Source organism: Mycobacterium sp. MUNTM1, assembly GCF_054660795.1.
The window spans coordinates 165,435-182,204 of the sequence record NZ_BAAGDE010000002.1; the positions used below are offsets into that span (position 1 = coordinate 165,435).

Annotated in this window: 16 protein-coding genes; 7 read left to right on the top strand and 9 right to left on the bottom strand. The window is 68.0% G+C overall.

The genetic code is table 11. The annotated features are described in order from the left end of the window. Window positions 1-64: 64 nt before the first annotated feature. Entirely contained in the window at window positions 65-853 is a 789-nt protein-coding gene (gene ipdF / locus ACYQ8K_RS02380) for a (5R,7aS)-5-hydroxy-7a-methyl-1-oxo-2,3,5,6,7,7a-hexahydro-1H-indene-carboxyl-CoA reductase (RefSeq protein WP_459966786.1), read from the bottom strand. Further along, the gene (gene ipdE1 / locus ACYQ8K_RS02385) at window positions 850-1,998 is read right to left on the bottom strand and encodes an acyl-CoA dehydrogenase IpdE1 (protein ID WP_459966787.1); all 1,149 of its coding nucleotides are present in this window, start codon (window positions 1,996-1,998) and stop codon (window positions 850-852) included. The genes ipdF and ipdE1 overlap by 4 nt, the downstream gene beginning before the upstream one ends. 85 nt (window positions 1,999-2,083) lie before the next feature. Between ipdE1 and fadD3 the strand changes: the two genes are divergently transcribed. Genes fadD3 through ACYQ8K_RS02410 form a run of 5 tightly spaced genes read left to right on the top strand, consistent with a single transcriptional unit; the run spans window position 2,084 to window position 7,821 of the window. Beyond that, window positions 2,084-3,622, top strand: a complete 1,539-nt coding sequence (fadD3, locus tag ACYQ8K_RS02390) for a 3-((3aS,4S,7aS)-7a-methyl-1,5-dioxo-octahydro-1H-inden-4-yl)propanoate--CoA ligase FadD3 (RefSeq protein ID WP_459966788.1) — start codon at window positions 2,084-2,086, stop codon at window positions 3,620-3,622. Beyond that, complete coding sequence (locus tag ACYQ8K_RS02395) at window positions 3,622-4,767, top strand: acyl-CoA dehydrogenase family protein (RefSeq protein ID WP_459966789.1); 1,146 nt, start codon at window positions 3,622-3,624, stop codon at window positions 4,765-4,767. Before fadD3 ends, ACYQ8K_RS02395 begins: the two co-directional genes overlap by 1 nt. After that, a complete protein-coding gene (locus ACYQ8K_RS02400) occupies window positions 4,764-5,708 on the top strand; it encodes an acyl-CoA dehydrogenase family protein (RefSeq protein WP_459966791.1) in 945 nt (314 codons plus the stop codon). Before ACYQ8K_RS02395 ends, ACYQ8K_RS02400 begins: the two co-directional genes overlap by 4 nt. Next, window positions 5,708-6,658, top strand: a complete 951-nt coding sequence (gene ipdE2, locus ACYQ8K_RS02405) for an acyl-CoA dehydrogenase IpdE2 (protein WP_459966792.1) — start codon at window positions 5,708-5,710, stop codon at window positions 6,656-6,658. Before ACYQ8K_RS02400 ends, ipdE2 begins: the two co-directional genes overlap by 1 nt. Beyond that, the gene (locus ACYQ8K_RS02410; protein ID WP_459966794.1) at window positions 6,655-7,821 is read left to right on the top strand and encodes a pyridoxal phosphate-dependent aminotransferase; all 1,167 of its coding nucleotides are present in this window, start codon (window positions 6,655-6,657) and stop codon (window positions 7,819-7,821) included. Before ipdE2 ends, ACYQ8K_RS02410 begins: the two co-directional genes overlap by 4 nt. A gap of 17 nt (window positions 7,822-7,838) precedes the next feature. Here ACYQ8K_RS02410 and ACYQ8K_RS02415 read toward each other — a convergent pair whose 3' ends face one another. Then, on the bottom strand, window positions 7,839-8,669 hold the full coding sequence (locus ACYQ8K_RS02415) for an arylamine N-acetyltransferase family protein (protein ID WP_459966795.1): 831 nt from the start codon (window positions 8,667-8,669) through the stop codon (window positions 7,839-7,841). Between the two features lie 167 nt (window positions 8,670-8,836). Here ACYQ8K_RS02415 and ACYQ8K_RS02420 point away from each other — a divergent pair, with 167 nt between their 5' ends. Continuing rightward, a complete protein-coding gene (locus tag ACYQ8K_RS02420; protein ID WP_459966796.1) occupies window positions 8,837-9,310 on the top strand; it encodes a hypothetical protein in 474 nt (157 codons plus the stop codon). Between the two features lie 24 nt (window positions 9,311-9,334). Here ACYQ8K_RS02420 and ACYQ8K_RS02425 read toward each other — a convergent pair whose 3' ends face one another. The 6 genes from ACYQ8K_RS02425 to hsaA form a co-directional block, all read right to left on the bottom strand. After that, window positions 9,335-10,195 carry a CHAD domain-containing protein gene (locus ACYQ8K_RS02425; protein WP_459966797.1) on the bottom strand — a complete coding sequence of 287 codons (861 nt, stop codon included), beginning with the start codon at window positions 10,193-10,195 and terminating at the stop codon, window positions 9,335-9,337. Window positions 10,196-10,252: 57 nt separating this feature from the next. Then, window positions 10,253-11,860, bottom strand: a complete 1,608-nt coding sequence (locus tag ACYQ8K_RS02430) for an FMN-binding glutamate synthase family protein (protein WP_459966798.1) — start codon at window positions 11,858-11,860, stop codon at window positions 10,253-10,255. Window positions 11,861-11,956: 96 nt separating this feature from the next. Beyond that, a complete protein-coding gene (hsaB, locus tag ACYQ8K_RS02435; RefSeq protein WP_044487525.1) occupies window positions 11,957-12,523 on the bottom strand; it encodes a 3-hydroxy-9,10-secoandrosta-1,3,5(10)-triene-9,17-dione monooxygenase reductase subunit in 567 nt (188 codons plus the stop codon). A 9-nt stretch (window positions 12,524-12,532) separates the two neighbouring features. Then, window positions 12,533-13,435: an iron-dependent extradiol dioxygenase HsaC gene (hsaC, locus tag ACYQ8K_RS02440; RefSeq protein ID WP_459966799.1), complete on the bottom strand. Its 903-nt coding sequence runs from the start codon at window positions 13,433-13,435 to the stop codon at window positions 12,533-12,535. Beyond that, window positions 13,432-14,307 carry a 4,5:9,10-diseco-3-hydroxy-5,9,17-trioxoandrosta-1(10),2-diene-4-oate hydrolase gene (gene hsaD / locus ACYQ8K_RS02445; protein ID WP_459966800.1) on the bottom strand — a complete coding sequence of 292 codons (876 nt, stop codon included), beginning with the start codon at window positions 14,305-14,307 and terminating at the stop codon, window positions 13,432-13,434. The genes hsaC and hsaD overlap by 4 nt, the downstream gene beginning before the upstream one ends. A gap of 3 nt (window positions 14,308-14,310) precedes the next feature. Beyond that, window positions 14,311-15,495, bottom strand: coding sequence for a 3-hydroxy-9,10-secoandrosta-1,3,5(10)-triene-9,17-dione monooxygenase oxygenase subunit (hsaA, locus tag ACYQ8K_RS02450; RefSeq protein WP_459966802.1), 1,185 nt, complete (start codon window positions 15,493-15,495; stop codon window positions 14,311-14,313). Window positions 15,496-15,653: 158 nt separating this feature from the next. Here hsaA and ACYQ8K_RS02455 point away from each other — a divergent pair, with 158 nt between their 5' ends. Continuing rightward, window positions 15,654-16,748 (top strand): 2Fe-2S iron-sulfur cluster-binding protein, encoded by a 1,095-nt coding sequence (locus ACYQ8K_RS02455; protein WP_459966803.1) that lies wholly within the window; start codon window positions 15,654-15,656, stop codon window positions 16,746-16,748. Window positions 16,749-16,770 lie beyond the last annotated feature (22 nt).

The window sequence follows — 16,770 nt, forward strand, 5'->3', positions numbered from 1 at the left end:
TCAACCGCGTTGGTCGACAATTGTAAACACGTCGCGGCCTCGCGCTAGTCAGCGAGATCGCAGCTCACGGGTGCTGGCTGGAAACCGAGATGACCTCGCCGGTGAGGTAGCTGGAGTAGTCGCTGGCGAGGAACGCGATGGTGGCCGCCACCTCCCACGGCTCGGCGGCCCGGCCGAAGGCCTCGCCGGCCGACAGCCGGTCGAGCAACTCCGATGACGACGTCTTCTCCAGGAACTTGTGCCGGGCGATGCTCGGCGACACCGCATTGATCCGCACGTCGTATTCGGCGGCTTCGATTGCGCTGCAACGGGTCAGCGCCATCACCCCGGCCTTGGCCGCGGCGTAGTGCGACTGCGAGTGCTGCGCGCGCCAACCGAGGACGCTGGCGTTGTTGACGATCACCCCGCCGTGCGGGGCGTCGCGGAAGTAGCGCAGCGCCGCGCGGGTGGCGCGGAACACCGACGTGAGGGTGACATCCAGGACGCGGTCCCATTCCTCGTCGGTCATGTCGACCACCGGGGTCTGCCCGCCCAGCCCGGCGTTGTTCACCAGGACGTCGACGCGTCCCATCCGCGCGGTGGCCGAGGCGAACAGCGCATCGATCTGCGCGGTGGACGTCACGTCGCACAACACGCTTTCCACCCGGCCCTGTCCCAGTGCGGTGAGCTCGTCGGCGGTCTCCCCCAGCCGGCGTTCGTGGTGATCCGAGATCACCACGTCGGCTCCCTCGGCCAGCGCCCGTCGTGCCGTGGACGCGCCGATGCCGGTGCCGGCGGCCGCGGTCACGACCACCACCTTGCCCTGCAGAAGCCCATGTCCGGCAATCTCTTTCGGAGCTTCGGACAGACTCATCCTTTGACCTCTCGGGGTAGGCCGAGCACCCGCTCGGCGATGATGTTGCGCTGGATCTCGTTGGATCCGCCGTAGATGGTGTCGGCGCGGGTGAACAGGAACAGCCGCTGCCATTCGTCGAACTCACCGTCGGTCAGCGTGAGCCCAGGCTTGCCGATGACGTCCATGGCCAGCTCGCCCAGATCGCGATGCCAGTTGGCCCACAACAACTTCGACACGTTGTCCTGACCGGGCTGCTCGACGTCCATGGTGGCCAGCGCGTAGCTGCGCATGGCCCGCAGTCCGGTCCACGCCCGGGTCAGCCTCTCGCGGATGAACGGGTCGTCGGCGGCGCCGGTGCGCTGGGCGAGCTCGGCCAGGTTGGAAAGCTCACGGGCGTAACGGATCTGCTGTCCCAGCGTCGACACGCCGCGCTCGAAGGTCAGCGTCCCCATCGCGACCCGCCAGCCGTCGCCGGGTTCGCCGACCACCAGCGAAGCCTCAGTGCGGGCGTCGTCGAAGAACACCTCGTTGAACTCCGAGTCGCCGGTCAGCTGGATGATCGGGCGGACCTGGACACCAGGCTGATCCAACGGCACCAGCAGATACGACAGCCCGGCGTGGCGCTTGGACCCCTTCTCGGTACGCGCGACCACGAAGCACCACTGTGCCCAGTGCGCCAGCGACGTCCACACCTTCTGGCCGTTGATCACCCACTCGTCGCCGTCGAGTTCGGCGGTGGTCGCCACGTTGGCCAGGTCACTGCCGGCGCCGGGCTCCGAATAGCCCTGGCACCACAGCTCGGTGACATCGAGGATGCGCGGCAGGAAGCGCTGCTGCTGCTCGGGCGTGCCGAACGCGATCAGCGTGGGGCCGAGCAGTTCCTCGCCGAAGTGGTTGACCTTGTCCGGCGCATCGGCCTTGGCGTACTCCTCGTAGAACGCCACCCGGTGGGCGGTGGACAGGCCGCGGCCGCCGTGCTCGACCGGCCAGCCCAGGCAGGTCAGCCCGGCCTGGGCTAGATGCTGGTTCCATGCCCGGCGCTCCTCGAACGCCTCGTGCTCGCGTCCGGGCCCACCGAGGCCCTTGAGAGCTGCGAATTCGCCGACCAGATTGTCGGCGAGCCACTGACGGACCTCCGCCCGGAACTCCTCGACGTCCTGCATGCCCTGTAGGCTAACCTACCAAGCACTTGCTTTGTTAGGCCGTCGGTGACTGCGCTTCGCCGGCGGAACTCTCTAGGAGCATTCGATGACCAACGATCCGCGCACGGTGCCCGCGGCGCTGGATTGTTTCGCGGGGCTGCTCCCCGATCACGACGCGTTGATCACCGACGAACGGTCCTTCACCGCGGCCGCGCTGCGCGACGAAGTGCACCGGGCCGCCGCCGCCCTCATCGACCTCGGCGTGCGGGCCGGCGACCGGGTGGCCATCTGGTCGCCGAACACCTGGCATTGGGTGGTGGCCTGCCTGGCCATCCACCATGCCGGGGCGGCGATGGTGCCGCTGAACACCCGCTACACCGCTGCCGAGGCCAGCGACATCCTCGCCCGCACCGGCGCGCCCTTGCTGTTCGGGATGGGCCGATTCCTGGGCCACGACCGCATCGCCGACCTGGACCGTGCGGCGCTGCCCGCGTTGCGGCACATCGTGCGGATACCGGTCGACGCCGACGACCCTGTGCAAGGCAGCTGGGACGAATTCGTCGCGCGCGGCAGCGACCTCGACGCGGTTGCCGCTCGCGCGTCCGCCGTCGCACCCGACGACGTCAGCGACATCCTGTTCACCTCCGGCACCACCGGCCGCAGCAAAGGCGTGCTGTGCGCGCACCGGCAGTCGCTATCGGCCTCGGCGGCCTGGGCCGCCAACGGCAAGATCACCAGCGACGACCGCTACCTGTGCATCAACCCGTTCTTCCACAACTTCGGCTACAAGGCCGGCATCCTGGCCTGCTTGCAGACCGGCGCGACGCTGATCCCCCACCTGACCTTCGACCCGCTGCGCGCGCTGCAAGCCATTGAGCGACACCGCATCACGGTGCTACCCGGGCCGCCCACCATCTACCAGACGCTGCTGGACCACCCCGCGCGCCGCGACTACGACCTGAGCTCACTGCGGTTCGCGGTGACCGGCGCCGCGACCGTGCCGGTCGTGCTCGTCGAGCGCATGCAATCCGAGCTCGACATCGACATCGTGCTGACCGCCTACGGGCTGACCGAGGCCAACGGCATGGGCACCATGTGCCGCGCCGACGACGACGCCGTCACCGTAGCCACCACCTGCGGACGCCCCTTCGCCGACTTCGAACTGCGCATCGACGCCGACTCTGAACCGGGCGAGGTGTTGCTGCGCGGGCCGAACGTGATGCTGGGCTACCTCGAAGACCCGGAGGCCACCGCGGCCGCCATCGACGCCGAGGGGTGGCTGCACACCGGTGACATCGGCGCCGTCGACGCCGCCGGCAACCTGCGGATCACCGACCGGCTGAAAGACATGTACATCTGCGGTGGATTCAACGTCTACCCCGCCGAGGTCGAGCAGGTGCTGGCGCGCATGGACGGCGTGGCCGACGCCGCCGTGATCGGGGTCCCCGACGACCGGCTCGGCGAAGTGGGCCGGGCCTACCTGGTGCTGCGGCCCGGCGCCCAACTCGACGAACAATCCGTGATCGCTTACACCCGTGAGCATCTGGCGAACTTCAAGGCACCGCGGTCGGTGCGGTTCGTCGACGCGTTGCCGCGCAATGCGGGCGGCAAGGTGGTCAAACCGCTACTGCGAGAGCAGGACTAATGGATCTGGAACTCGATGAGGACACCCTGGCCTTTCAGGCCGAGGTGCGGGAATTCTTGGCGGCCAACGCCGATTCGATCCCGACGAAGTCATACGACAACGCCGAAGGCTTTGCCCAGCACAGACATTGGGACCGCGTGCTGTTCGACGGCGGGCTCTCGGTGATCACCTGGCCGAAGAAATACGGGGGTCGCGACGCGCCGCTGCTGCACTGGGTGGTGTTCGAGGAGGAGTACTTCCGCGCCGGGGCGCCGGGCCGGGCCAGCGCCAACGGCACCTCGATGCTGGCGCCGACGCTGTTCGCGCACGGCACCGAGGAACAGCGCGACCGCGTCCTGCCGAAAATGGCCAGCGGCGAACAGATCTGGGCACAGGCGTGGTCGGAGCCCGAGTCCGGCAGCGACCTGGCGTCGCTGCGGTCCACCGCCACCCGAACCGACGGCGGCTGGCTGCTCAACGGGCAGAAGATCTGGAGCTCGCGGGCACCGTTCGCCGAGCGCGGTTTCGGGCTGTTCCGCTCCGATCCCGGCGCCGAGCGGCACAACGGGCTGACCTACTTCATGTTCGACCTCAAGGCCCAGGGCGTCACGGTGCGCCCCATCGTTCAGCTGGGCGGCGACACCGGATTCGGCGAGATCTTCCTCGACGACGTCTTCGTGCCCGACGAGGACGTGATCGGTACCCCGCACGAGGGCTGGCGCGCGGCCATGAGCACGTCGAGCAACGAGCGCGGCATGTCATTGCGCAGCCCGGCCCGCTTCCTGGCCACCGCCGAGCGGCTGGTGCAGCTGTGGAAGGACAGCGGCTCACCCGATGCGTTCGCCGACCGCGTCGCCGATGGCTGGATCAAGGCGCAGGCCTACCGGCTGCAGACCTTCGGCACCGTGACGCGGCTGGCCCTCGGCGGCGAGCTGGGCGCCGAATCGTCGGTGACCAAGGTGTTCTGGTCCGACCTCGACGTGGAACTGCACCAGACCGCGCTCGACCTGCTCGCCGCAGACGGCGAGCTCACCAGCCGGTGGACCGAGGGCCTGCTGTTCGCGTTGGGCGGCCCGATTTACGCCGGCACCAACGAGATTCAGCGCAACATCATCTCCGAGCGGCTGCTGGGCCTGCCGCGCGAGAAGTCCGGGGGCAAGAAGTGAAATTTGCGCTAGACGAACAGCAGCGCGACTTCGCGGCCAGCATCGACGCCGCGCTCGGCGCGGCCGACTTGCCCGGTGCGGTGCGCGCGTGGTCCGCGGGTGACACCGCACCGGGCCGCAAGGTATGGGAGCAGCTGGCCAACCTCGGCGTCACCGCCCTGGCCGTGCCGGAGAAATTCGACGGCATCGAGGCCCACCCGGTCGACCTCGTCGTCGCCATCGAGCGCCTCGGGCGGTGGTGCGTGCCGGGGCCGGTAGCCGAATCCATCGCCGTGGCACCGGTTTTGCTCGCCTCTGACGATCACGCCGAGCGCTGTGCCGGGCTGGCATCCGGCGAGCTGATCGCCACCGTCGCACTGCCGCCGCAGACGCCGCGTGCGCTCGACGCCGACGTCGCCGGCCTGGTGCTGCTGGCGGGCGAGGGCGGCGTCAGCGAGGCAACACCGGGTGAGGTCCACGAGTCCGTCGATCCCAGCCGGAAGCTCTCCGACGTGACCGCGACCGGGACGGCGTGGCAGGCAGACGTCAAGCGCGCCTACGAATTCGGTGCACTGGCCACCGCGGCCCAGCTGATCGGTGCGGCCGAGGCGCTGCGCGACGGCGCGGTCGACTACGCCAAGCAGCGCACCCAGTTCGGCCGCGTGATCGGCTCGTATCAGGCGATCAAGCACAAGCTCGCCGACGTGCACATCGCCATCGAACTGGCCCGGCCGCTGGTCTACGGCGCGGCGCTGACGATGGACCCGCGCGATGTCAGCGCGGCCAAGGCGGCCGCATCCGAGGCGGGGCTGCTGGCGGCGCGGTCGGCGTTACAGACCCACGGCGCAATCGGTTTCACCCAGGAACACGACCTGTCGCTGCAGCTGCTGCGCGTGCAGGCATTGCGGTCGGCTTGGGGAACGCCGGACGAACATCGGCGGCGAGTGCTGGAGGCGCTGTAATGACCGAAGAACGCGAGCTCCTCCGCGAGACCGTCGCCGCGCTGGTGGCCAAGCACGCCGGCCCGGCGGCCGTCCGTGCGGCCATGGAATCCGACCGCGGCTACGACGAATCGCTCTGGCAGCTGCTGTGCGAGCAGGTCGGCGCCGCGGCCCTGGTGATACCCGAGGAGTTGGGCGGTGCGGGCGGCGAATTAGCCGACGCCGCAACCGTTTTGCAGGAGCTCGGCCGCGCCCTGGTGCCCTCGCCGCTGCTCGGCACCACGCTGGCCGAGCTGGCGCTGTTGAGCGCGACCGAGCCGGACGCCGCGACGCTGGAAGGCCTCGCCGAGGGCACCTCGATCGGCGCCCTGGTGCTCGACGCCGGCTACGTGGTGAACGGCGATGTCGCGGACGTCGTGGTCGCCGTCGAGGACGGCCAGCTGAGCAGGTGGACGCGGTTCGGCGCGGAGCCCGTCACCACCATGGACCCGACCCGGCGCCTGGCGCGACTGACAGCCGAGGAGACCGAGTCGGTCGGCACCGACCCCGGGCTGGCGGACCAGGCCGCCGTCCTGCTGGCCGCCGAGCAGGTCGGCGCCGCCGAGCGCTGCTTGGAACTGACCGTCGAATACGCCAAGGACCGAGTGCAATTCGGCCGGCCGATCGGCAGCTTTCAGGCCCTCAAGCATCGGATGGCCGACCTGTACGTCACCGTCGCCGCCGCGAAGACCGTCGTCGCCGACGCGTGCGAAGACCCCACTCCCACCAACGCCGCCGCCGCCCGCCTGGCCGCCACCGAGGCGCTGAACGCGGTGGCCGCCGAGGGCATCCAGCTGCACGGTGGCATCGCGATCACCTGGGAGCACGACATGCACCTGTACTTCAAGCGTGCCCACGGCAGCGCGCACCTGCTGGACTCCACGCACGAATTGCTTAAGCGACTGGAATCCGAGGTACTCAAGACGCCGTGACCGACCGTGTCTCGCTACGCGCCGGCATCCCACCGTTTTACGTGATGGATGTCTGGCTGGCGGCCGCGGAACGCCAGCGCAGCCACGGCGACCTGGTCAACCTGTCGGCGGGCCAGCCCAGCGTCGGGGCGCCCGAGCCGGTGCGCGCCGCCGCGGCCGCCGCCGTGCATTCCAACGAGCTCGGGTACTCGGTGTCGTTGGGCACGCCCGAGCTGCGCGCCGCGATCGCCGCGGACTACCAACGCCAGCACGGGCTCGACGTCGAACCGGACGCGGTGGTGATCACCACCGGCTCGTCGGGCGGCTTCCTGCTCACCTTTCTGGCGTGCTTCGACGTCGGTGACCGGGTGGCGCTGGCCCGCCCCGGCTACCCGTGCTACCGAAACATCCTGTCCGCGTTGGGGTGCGAGGTGGTGGAGATCCCCTGCGGCCCGGAGACGCGTTTCCAGCCGACCGCGCAGATGCTGTCCGAGCTCGACCCGCCGGTGCAGGGGGTCATCGTGGCGAGCCCGGCCAATCCGACCGGCACGGTCATCGACCCGGCGGAGTTGGCCGCCATCGCGTCCTGGTGCGACGCGTCCGGAGCGCGCCTGGTCAGCGACGAGGTGTACCACGGCCTGGTCTACGACGGGGCACCGCAGACCAGCTGCGCGTGGCAGGCATCGCGAAATGCGGTGGTGGTCAACAGCTTTTCCAAGTACTACGCGATGACGGGCTGGCGGCTGGGCTGGCTGCTGGTGCCGCCCGAGCTGCGCCGCGCGATCGATTGCCTCACCGGCAACTTCACCATCTGCCCGCCCGTGTTGTCCCAGCTGGCCGCGGTGGCGGCCTTCACCCCCGAGGCCACCGCCGAAGCCGACGGCCACCTGCATCACTACGCGACCAACCGCTCGCTGGTGCTGAACGGGCTGCGCGACATCGGCATCGAACGCCTGGCCCCGACCGACGGCGCCTTCTACGTGTACGCAGACGTCTCGGAATTCACCGACAACTCGATGGAGTTCTGTTCAAAGTTGTTGGCAGAGACCGGCGTTGCGATCGCGCCGGGCATCGACTTCGACACCGCGCGCGGGAATTCGTACGTGCGGCTGTCCTTCGCCGGGCCGACGAGCGACATCGAGGAAGCGGTGCGTCGCCTCGGTCCCTGGCTTTCGACCCGCTGACGAAAAGCGCCGGCCGCCTAGGCGTCGAGCACCTGCCCGATGCGCGCCTCGAGCGCGCCGCGATCGCCGATGCCCGCCACGTCGATGCCGAACCGCTCTCCGAGCACGTCGACGACGGCCGCCGCGTCGTCGAGGCGGAACTTCTCGCTGCCGTCGGCGCGGTGGATGGTCAGGTTCCGGCCGGCCAGGTTGTAGCGGGCGTCCTCGGTGGTCCGCGCGACCATCAGGCCGGTCACGAAGATCGATGACGGGTGCGTGGACACGTACCAGCTACCCACCCGCAGATCGACCTGCGGCACGGTCTGGGTGCCGAAGACGTAGAGCGGTTGCCACTCGTCCCGTACCAGGGCCTCCAAGACCAGACCGTCGCCGCGGTCGTTGAGACGGTAGGGCTCGTGCGTGGTCTGCTGGACGTTCCCGGTCTGCAAGCGAATGGGTGAGGTCAGGGTCTGGCCACCGAACCCGACGTCGACCAGGAACGAACCCTGCGATCCGGGGAACGTCACCGCCAGGACCGTGTGCGTCTGGGCGCCCAGGGGGCTGTCGGGCGGCGTCATCCAGACCACCCGGCCGGCCAGCCGCCGCACCCGGAACCCGATCTCGGCCAGCACGTAGCCCATCAGGCCGTTCTGCTCGTAGCAGTAACCGCCGCGGCGACGGCGGACCAGCTTGTCGGTCAGGGCTTCCGGGCTCAGGTCGTCCACCGGCACGCCCATCAGCGGGTCGAGGTTCTCGAACGGGATCGACCCCGTGTGCGCGGTCATCAGATCCTGCAGCACCTCGAGGGTTGGCTCGGCGGCGCCGCGGTAGTTGATGCGGTCGAAGTACCCGTTCAGGTCCAGCGTCATGACACCATTCTGTCCGAGCGGGCGAGTCTCACATCCCGGTGCGGTCCGAAGACGTAGCTGACCTCGGGGTATCCGTTCATCTTGTTTGATTCGTGCCCAAGAGGGCAATCGGCTAGGACGGGCCAGCCCGGAAATAGCAAACATCGATTCATCAAACGGAGCTCGCCATGAGTACCAACCAGATCGCCTGGATCGTGATCGCCGCGGTAGCGGTCGTCCTGATTGTTGTCCTGATCATCGTGGCCAGGAGGGCCACGCTGCACCGCCGTCAGCGCCAAGCCGACCAGATCCGTCAAGAGGCCAGTGTGCAGACGGAGCAGGTCGAACGCCGGGAAGCCCTTGCCGCGGAGACCGCAGCAAAGGCGCGTGCCGCGCAGGCGGAGGCCGATGCCAAAGCCGCGGAGGCGGCGCGACTGCAGAGCCGCGCCGGGGCGCACCAAGCCGAAGCCGCGACATCGCGCGAAGAAGTCCAAGGGCAATGGGAGCGCGCCGACAAGGTCGACCCGCGGGTCGACACCGACCGGGGCGCGGCCACCGATCAATCCGATTCCGAGCGCGATACCGTGCGGAGCGGGGAGAGGCCAACTGACGCCGACTTGCCCCGGCACGACAATTCCTCCGACTATCGCGACACGCGATAATCGCCGCGCCTTGCCCCGCCCTCGTCAGAGCTGACGGCTATCGCGACGGCATTGGCGAGCGATCTGCTGTTCGCGCGCATACATCATGCCAAAGGTGAAGCCGTTCTCTCCGACCGTGGTTCCCGCCAACAATCCCATCCGGCGGAGTGCCTCGGCGGCGACCACGGAGTCCTGATGATCGCCAAGCGTGCTTTGTATCCGCTTGTAACGCTTGATGGTTCGTTTCGCACGACTTCGCTTGCCCAAGGAACCGCAGAGTTCGGCGGCGTACCGGGCACGCTTGGCCGCTTTGCGCGCGCGGTGCAGCATTGCGGCGTCCTCCGATTCGAGCGCTGCCGCCAACCGCCGGTCGGCCTTGCGCTGTGCCCGGCGCGCCCGCTGTCGCAGCGTTCCGGTCGCCACGGCCCCGGCGACGGGGGGCTCGGCACGCCAGCGCCGTAGCGCGGCCATCATGCTCTGGTAGCGCGCGGATTCCATTGTCTCAGTCACGTGTTCGCGTGCCGGAATCTCGATGGCCGCAAAATGACTGCCGATCCGCGATTTGACCGGACCCAGGATCAGTTCGTCGGGCATGCCGTCGAGCACCCGGTCGAACCGGGCGCGTTGGACTTGGCAATCGCGAACGTCGCCCAGCAATCCGGCAAACCACTTGAGTTCCGTTTCCATACCCTCGATTTCCGACGGGTCCAGTGCTTTGGCGAAGACCCGCAGGGTGCTGCGCAACCGCCGGATCGCCACCCGGGTGTCGTGAATGGTGTCGTCGCCCTCACCATGGCGCAGCGCGCTGTCGCCCGCCTCGGTCCGGTCGATTTGCGTAATAAGATAGTCGACGAGCGTCCGGGTGCCCCGGGCCGTACGGGCCTGTGACGGCGCGGTCGCGTGCATGCGTCACGCATTCCCGCCCGAAGGCGTGCCAAACATCGGAGTCAGAGCCCGGCGTCTCTAAAAAATCGACGGCCGCGAAGTACCGACCGGAGCGAACGAGTCGGGATCGGCTGCGTCCCAATCCGACCGCCAGGTGGCGGGAGCGCGATCCAGCAGCACGCCGGTCGTCAGCCATTCGTAAAGCTCGGCGTACGAGCGTTGCTCGACGGCCGAGACGCGCTTGCGCAGCATGTGGGGGTTCAACATGGACGGGTCGCAGACCCCCATCGACCCCATGATCAGCATCGCCTGGGCGACGGTCGCCCGCTGATAGCGGTATACCCGCTCGCTTTTGTCCTCGACGTCCAGTGCGCGCGCCCGGGCCGGGTCTTGGGTCGCCACCCCGACCGGGCAGCGGTTGGTATGGCATCGCTGGGATTGGATGCAACCTGTCGCCATCATCATCGACCGGGCGGAGCTGGTGTAGTCCGCTCCCTGGATGAGACGTTTGACGATGTCGTTTCCGGTCGCGACCTTGCCGCTCGCGCCTATCCGGATCCGGTCGCGCAGGCCCGTCCCCACCAGCGCGTTGTGCACGATCATCAGCCCGTCGGTGAGGGGAAGACCAACGTGGTCTTCGTATTCCAGCGGCGCGGCGGCGGTACCGCCTTCGGCGCCGTCGACGATGATGAAATCGGGCGTCACCCCCTCCGCGAGCATCGCCTTGCAGATCGCCAGCACGTCGGTCCTCGACCCGACGCACAGTTTGAAGCCCACCGGCTTGCCCTTGGCCAACTCACGCAGCCGCGCCACGAAGCCGATCAACTCGCGCGGAGTGGCGAACTCCGAGTGTGCCGCCGGGCTGACGCACTTCTCGCCCATCGGCACGCCGCGGTACTCGGCGATCTCCCTGCTGACCTTCGCGGCCGGGAGGACGCCACCGATACCGGGCTTCGCGCCTTGGCTGAGCTTGATCGAGACGCACTTCACCAGTTCGTGAGCGGCCTTGTCCGCGAACTGAACCGGATCGAACGCACCGTCCTTGGTCCGGGTCCCGAAGTAACCGGAACCGATCTCCCAGACCACGTCCGCACCGCCGAGATGGTAAGGCGTCAGCCCACCTTCGCCGGTGTCGTGCGCGAAGCGACCCTTGCGGGCCCCGTTGTTCAGCGCCCGTAGCGCATTACCGGACAGCGAACCGAAGCTCATCGCGGAGACGTTCATCAGCGCGATGTCGTAGGGCTGCGTGCAGTCGGGTCCACCGATCCGAACCCGATAGGGCTCCGGCGGCGGTTCGACCGGGGCCGTCGAGTGGACCAGGTATTCGTAGCCGTCCCAATCGATGTCGCGCTCGGTGCCATAAGACTGCTCGGCGACCGTCCCCTTGGCGCGCTGGTAGATCAGCGAGCGGACGTCGCGGTCGAAGGGCCGGCCGTCGAAGTTGCGTTCAACGAAGTATTGCTGCACTTCCGGGCGGAGCGCCTCCAACATGAACCGCAGATGCCCCAACACCGGGTAGTTCCGCAGAACGGAGTGCTCACGCTGGATCAGGTCGTAGCAGCCCACGGCGGCCACCGCCGCAACCATCGCCGCGGCGATCCACCAACCCCACGATCCCATGACCGCCAGGGACGCCGATATCGCCGAAACGGCCACGAGCAAGGCCACGCATCCGAACCGAATCAACGACGACCCGCCTTCCCGGGCTGGGGTGATTACCGACCTCGTCGTATTACATACCCCGCGCTACCAGTCGTCAGACACCGGATACGGCGGGGCGGCTCAGAGCCAGGTGTCCTGCGTGGTGGTGGTCAGGAACGCTTCCAGATCGTCGCGCCATTGCGCGGGCGTCGTCTTGTCCGGCTCGATGCCGGTGTATTCGCCGCGATAGAACAACAGCGGCCGGGGCTTGATCTTGGGTGCCTCTGAAAGCGACTGCACCGCACCGAAAACCACGAAGTGATCGCCCCCGTCGTGCGCGGAGGCCACCGTGCAGTCGATGTAGGCCAGCGACCCGTCGATGATCGGCGAGCCGAGTTCCGAGGGGTGCCAGTCGATCCCGGCGAACTTGTCGGGCTCCTTGGAGCCGAATCGGGCCGAGACGTGCTTCTGCTGCTCGGTCAGCATGTTGACGCAGAACCGGCCGCTGGCCTCGATGGCCTTCCACGACCGGGACACCTTGGTGGGGCAGAACAGCACCAGCGGCGGGTCCAACGACAGCGCCGCGAAGGACTGGCAGGCGAAGCCGACCGGGGCGTCGTCGTGCACGGTGGTGATGATGGTGATCCCGGTGCAGAACTGGCCGAGCACGCTACGGAACGTGCGCGGGTCGATCGGCGCGGCAGTCATACCTCGAAATTACCCCTTGAAGCCGACGCTGAAGTCGTGGCCCCACAGGCTGATCGCGGTGCTCTCCCGGGCGATCCAGTCGTCGTCGGCGACTTGCCTTCCCTCGCAGCCGAATTCGATGTCGAATCCGCCGGGTGTCTTCATGTAGAAGGACAGCATCAGGTCGTTGACGTGGCGGCCCAGCGTGGCCGACATGGGCACCTTCTTGCGCAGCGCCCGGTCCAGGCACAGCCCGACGTCGTCGGCCTCCTCGACCTCGACCATCAGGTGCACGATGCCGCTGGGGGTCTGCCCGGGCATGAAGGCCAGGCTGTGGTGGCGCGGGTTGCAGCCCAGGAACCGCAGCCAGGCCGGCGGGCCGTCGGCGGGCCGACCGACCACCTGCGGCGGCAGCCGCATCGAGTCGCGCAGCTTGAAGTCCAGCACATCCCGGTAGAAGTGCAGCGTCTCTTCGTCGTCGCGGGTGGTCAGCACCACGTGTCCAAGGCCCTGCTCGGCGGTGACGAACTTGTGTCCGTACGGGCTGACCACCCGGCGATGCTCGAGGGCCGCGCCGTGGAAGACCTCCAGGCAGTTGCCGGACGGGTCGGAGAACCGAATCATCTCGTCGACCCGGCGATCGGCCAGTTCGGCCGCGGTGGCCTCCTTGTAGGGCGTGCCCTCGACGTCCAGCCGGTTCCGAATCTCTTGCAGGCCAGCAGCATTCGCGCACTCCCAGCCCGCCTCGATGAGCCGGTCCTGCTCGCCGGGCACGATGACCAGCCGGGCCGGGAAGTCGTCCATCCGCAGGTACAGCGCGCCCTCGGTCGCACCCTTGCCCTCGACCATGCCGAGGACCTTCAGGCCGTACTCGCGCCAGGCCGCCATGTCGGTGGCCTCGATACGCAGGTAACCCAGCGAGCGAATGCTCATCGCGCACCTCCCAGGAAATCGATGGTGAGCTTGTTGAACTCGTCGAACTTCTCCACCTGCGCCCAGTGCCCACATTGCCCGAAGACGTGAAGCTGGGCACGCGGAATCGTTTTCAGCGCGACCAGCGCCCCGTCCAGCGGGTTGACCCGGTCCTCGCGTCCCCAGATCAGCAGCACCGGCTGGCGCAGCCGATGCACCTCGCGCCACATCATGCCGAGCTCGAAATCGGCTCCGGCGAACGACATTCCCATCGCGCGCGTCGCCGTCAGCGATTCGGGCGTGCTGGCCAACGCGAAACGCTGGTCGATCAATTCGTCGGTGATCAGTTTCTGGTCGTAGACCATCACCCGCAGGAACGCCTCGAGGTTTTCTCGGGTCGGCTCGGCGGAGAACTTGCCCAGCCGCTTGACGCCCTCGGTCGGGTCGGGCGCGAACAGGTTCACGCTCACGCCGCCCGGCCCCATCAGCACCAGCTTGCCGGCCCGGTCCGGGTAGTCGAGCGCGAACCGCACCGCCGTGCCGCCGCCGAGCGAATTCCCAATCAGCGGAACGCGTCCCAGACCCAGCTGGTCGAAGAGGCCCTTGAGCGCACGGGCGGCGTAGTGGTTGAACTGACCGTGCTCGGCGCGCTTGTCGGAGTGGCCGTAGCCGGGCTGGTCGACGGCTAGCACGTGGAAGCGCTGCGCCAGCACCGGGATGTTGCGCGAGAAGTTCGTCCAGCTCGCCGCACCCGGGCCGCCGCCGTGCAGCAGCACCACCGTCTGGTCGTTGCCCACGCCGGCCTCGTGGTAGTGCAGCTTCAGCGGCCCATCCACGTCCACCTCTGCGAAGCGCGAGGTGGACTCGAAGGTCAGTTCCTCGGTCGCAGTCATTTGTCAGACCATGGTGTCGCCGGGCGGCAACCCGAACTCGTTGTTCCCGAAGATCTGGTAGGCCCGCTCGGGGTCGTTGGCCGCGTGCACCCGACCGGCGTGCGCGTCGCGCCAGAACCGTTGCACCGGTTGGTCATTGCCCAGGGCGGTGGCGCCGGAAGCTTCGAACAGCCGGTCGATCGAGGCGATCGCGCGGCCGGTGGCGCGCACCTGGTCGCGGCGGGCGCGGGCACGCAGGTCGAACGGGATCTCCTTGCCGGCCGACAGCAGGGCGTACTCGTCGGCGACGTTGCCGCTCAGCTGGCGCCATGCGGCGTCGATGTCGCTGGCCGCCTCGGCGATGCGGACTTTGGCGAACGGGTCGTCCTTGGCCTTCTCGCCGGCGAACGCGGCGCGCACCCGCTTGCCCTGGTGCTCGACGTGCGCGTCGTAGGCGCCGTAGGCCATCCCGACGATCGGTGCCGAGATCGTGGTGGGGTGCATTGTGCCCCAAGGCATCTTGTAGACCGCGGCGGTGTTGTTCTGGTATCCGCCCGCGGTGCCGTCATTCATCGCCTTGTAGGACAGGAACCGGTGCCGCGGCACAAAGACGTCCTTGACGACGACGGTGTTGCTGCCCGTGCCACGCAGGCCGACGACATGCCACACGTCGTCGATGCGGTACTCGCTGCGCGGGATCAGGAAGCTGCCGAAGTCGACCGGGCGGCCGTCCTTGATCACCGGACCGCCGAGGAACGCCCACGTGGCGTGGTCACACCCCGACGACCAGTTCCACGAACCGTTGACCAGATAACCGCCGTCGGTCACCACGCCGGCCCCCATCGGGGCATACGACGACGAGACCCGGGTCGTGGGATCCTCGCCCCAGACCTCCTCCTGCGCCTGCTGGTCGAACAGCGCCAGGTGCCAGTTGTGCACGCCGATGATCGAGCTCACCCAGCCGGTGGAACCACACGCGCTGGCCAGCCGCCGCACCGCCTCGTAGAACAGCGACGGATCGCACTGCAGGCCGCCCCACTGCTCGGGCTGCAACAGGGTGAAGAAGCCCACGTCCTGAAGGTCCTGCACGGTCTCATCGGGCAGCCGCCGCAGGTCCTCCGTCGCCTGAGCGCGTTCGCGAATCTGCGGGAGCAGATCATCGATGCCAGCCAAAACCGACTGCGCATCACGCTGTTGAATGGACGTCACTTACGTTTGCCTCCTGCGCCAGACTTACTGAGCGGACTTACACCAGAGACTAGAACACGTTCCGATTTGTGTCGAGCAGGGTATTCCTGCGGCTGGTAGCGATACGAATCCGCTTTTCTGTAACATGTTCTAGTTGCAACGAAAGGAAGGGACGGGCCTTGACCGAGGCGGATCTGGACCAAGCACCCGACGAGCCGCTGGGTGACCACGTCCTCGAACTGCAGGTCGCCGAGGTCATCGCCGAGACCGACGACGCGCGGTCCCTGGTGTTCGCGGTGCCCGACGACGCGGGCGACCCCGAGATCCCGCCCGAGCGGCTACGGTACGCGCCGGGCCAGTTCCTGACGCTGCGCGTTCCCAGCGAGCGCACCGGCTCGGTGGCCCGCTGCTACTCGCTGTGCAGTTCGCCGTTCACCGACGACGCGCTGACGGTCACGGTCAAACGCACCGCCGACGGTTACGCGTCCAACTGGCTGTGCGACCACGCGCACAAGGGCATGCGGATCCACGTGCTGGCCCCGTCGGGCAACTTCGTGCCCAAAACGCTGGGCGACGACTTCCTGCTGATGGCAGCGGGCAGCGGGATCACGCCGATCATGTCGATCTGCAAGTCGGCGCTGGCCGAGGGCAGCGGGCAGGTGACACTGGTCTACGCCAACCGCGACGAGAAGTCGGTGATCTTCTCCGAAGCCCTGCGCGAGCTGTCGGCCAAATATCCCGACCGGCTCACGGTGTTGCACTGGCTGGAATCGCTGCAGGGCCTGCCCAGCGTGGCCGCGCTGGCCAAGCTGGCCGCCCCCTACACGGATCGGCCCGTCTACATCTGCGGCCCGGGCGCCTTCATGGACTCGGCGAAAGAAGCGTTGGAGGCGCTGAAAGTCCCTGCGCCGCAAATACATATCGAGGTGTTCAAGTCGCTGGACTCGGATCCGTTCGCGGCGGTGAAGATCGAGGACACCCCCGAAGGCGACGAGCCGCCGGCGACCGCGGTGGTCGAGCTGGACGGCGAAACCCACACCGTGTCGTGGCCGCGCAACGCCAAGCTGCTCGACGTCCTGCTGGCCAAGGGTCTGGATGCGCCCTTCTCCTGCCGCGAGGGTCACTGCGGCGCGTGCGCGTGCACGCTGCGCAAGGGCAACGTGAGCATGGAGGTCAACGACGTGCTCGAGCAGCAGGATCTGGACGATGGCCTGATCCTGGCCTGTCAATCTCACCCGGAATCTGATTCGGTAGAAGTCACCTACGACGAATAGTCGCGGGGTTAAGTTCACCCTG

Coding starts and splice junctions, on each gene's coding strand:
- ACYQ8K_RS02425 (WP_459966797.1), bottom strand. CDS start 10,195: ATGCACGCGACCGCGCCGTCACAGGCCCGTACGGCCCGGGGCACCCGG.
- fadD3 (WP_459966788.1), top strand. CDS start 2,084: ATGACCAACGATCCGCGCACGGTGCCCGCGGCGCTGGATTGTTTCGCG.
- hsaB (WP_044487525.1), bottom strand. CDS start 12,523: ATGACTGCCGCGCCGATCGACCCGCGCACGTTCCGTAGCGTGCTCGGC.
- ACYQ8K_RS02395 (WP_459966789.1), top strand. CDS start 3,622: ATGGATCTGGAACTCGATGAGGACACCCTGGCCTTTCAGGCCGAGGTG.
- ipdE2 (WP_459966792.1), top strand. CDS start 5,708: ATGACCGAAGAACGCGAGCTCCTCCGCGAGACCGTCGCCGCGCTGGTG.
- ACYQ8K_RS02415 (WP_459966795.1), bottom strand. CDS start 8,669: ATGACGCTGGACCTGAACGGGTACTTCGACCGCATCAACTACCGCGGC.
- hsaC (WP_459966799.1), bottom strand. CDS start 13,435: ATGAGCATTCGCTCGCTGGGTTACCTGCGTATCGAGGCCACCGACATG.
- ipdE1 (WP_459966787.1), bottom strand. CDS start 1,998: ATGCAGGACGTCGAGGAGTTCCGGGCGGAGGTCCGTCAGTGGCTCGCC.
- ACYQ8K_RS02420 (WP_459966796.1), top strand. CDS start 8,837: ATGAGTACCAACCAGATCGCCTGGATCGTGATCGCCGCGGTAGCGGTC.
- ipdF (WP_459966786.1), bottom strand. CDS start 853: ATGAGTCTGTCCGAAGCTCCGAAAGAGATTGCCGGACATGGGCTTCTG.
- hsaD (WP_459966800.1), bottom strand. CDS start 14,307: ATGACTGCGACCGAGGAACTGACCTTCGAGTCCACCTCGCGCTTCGCA.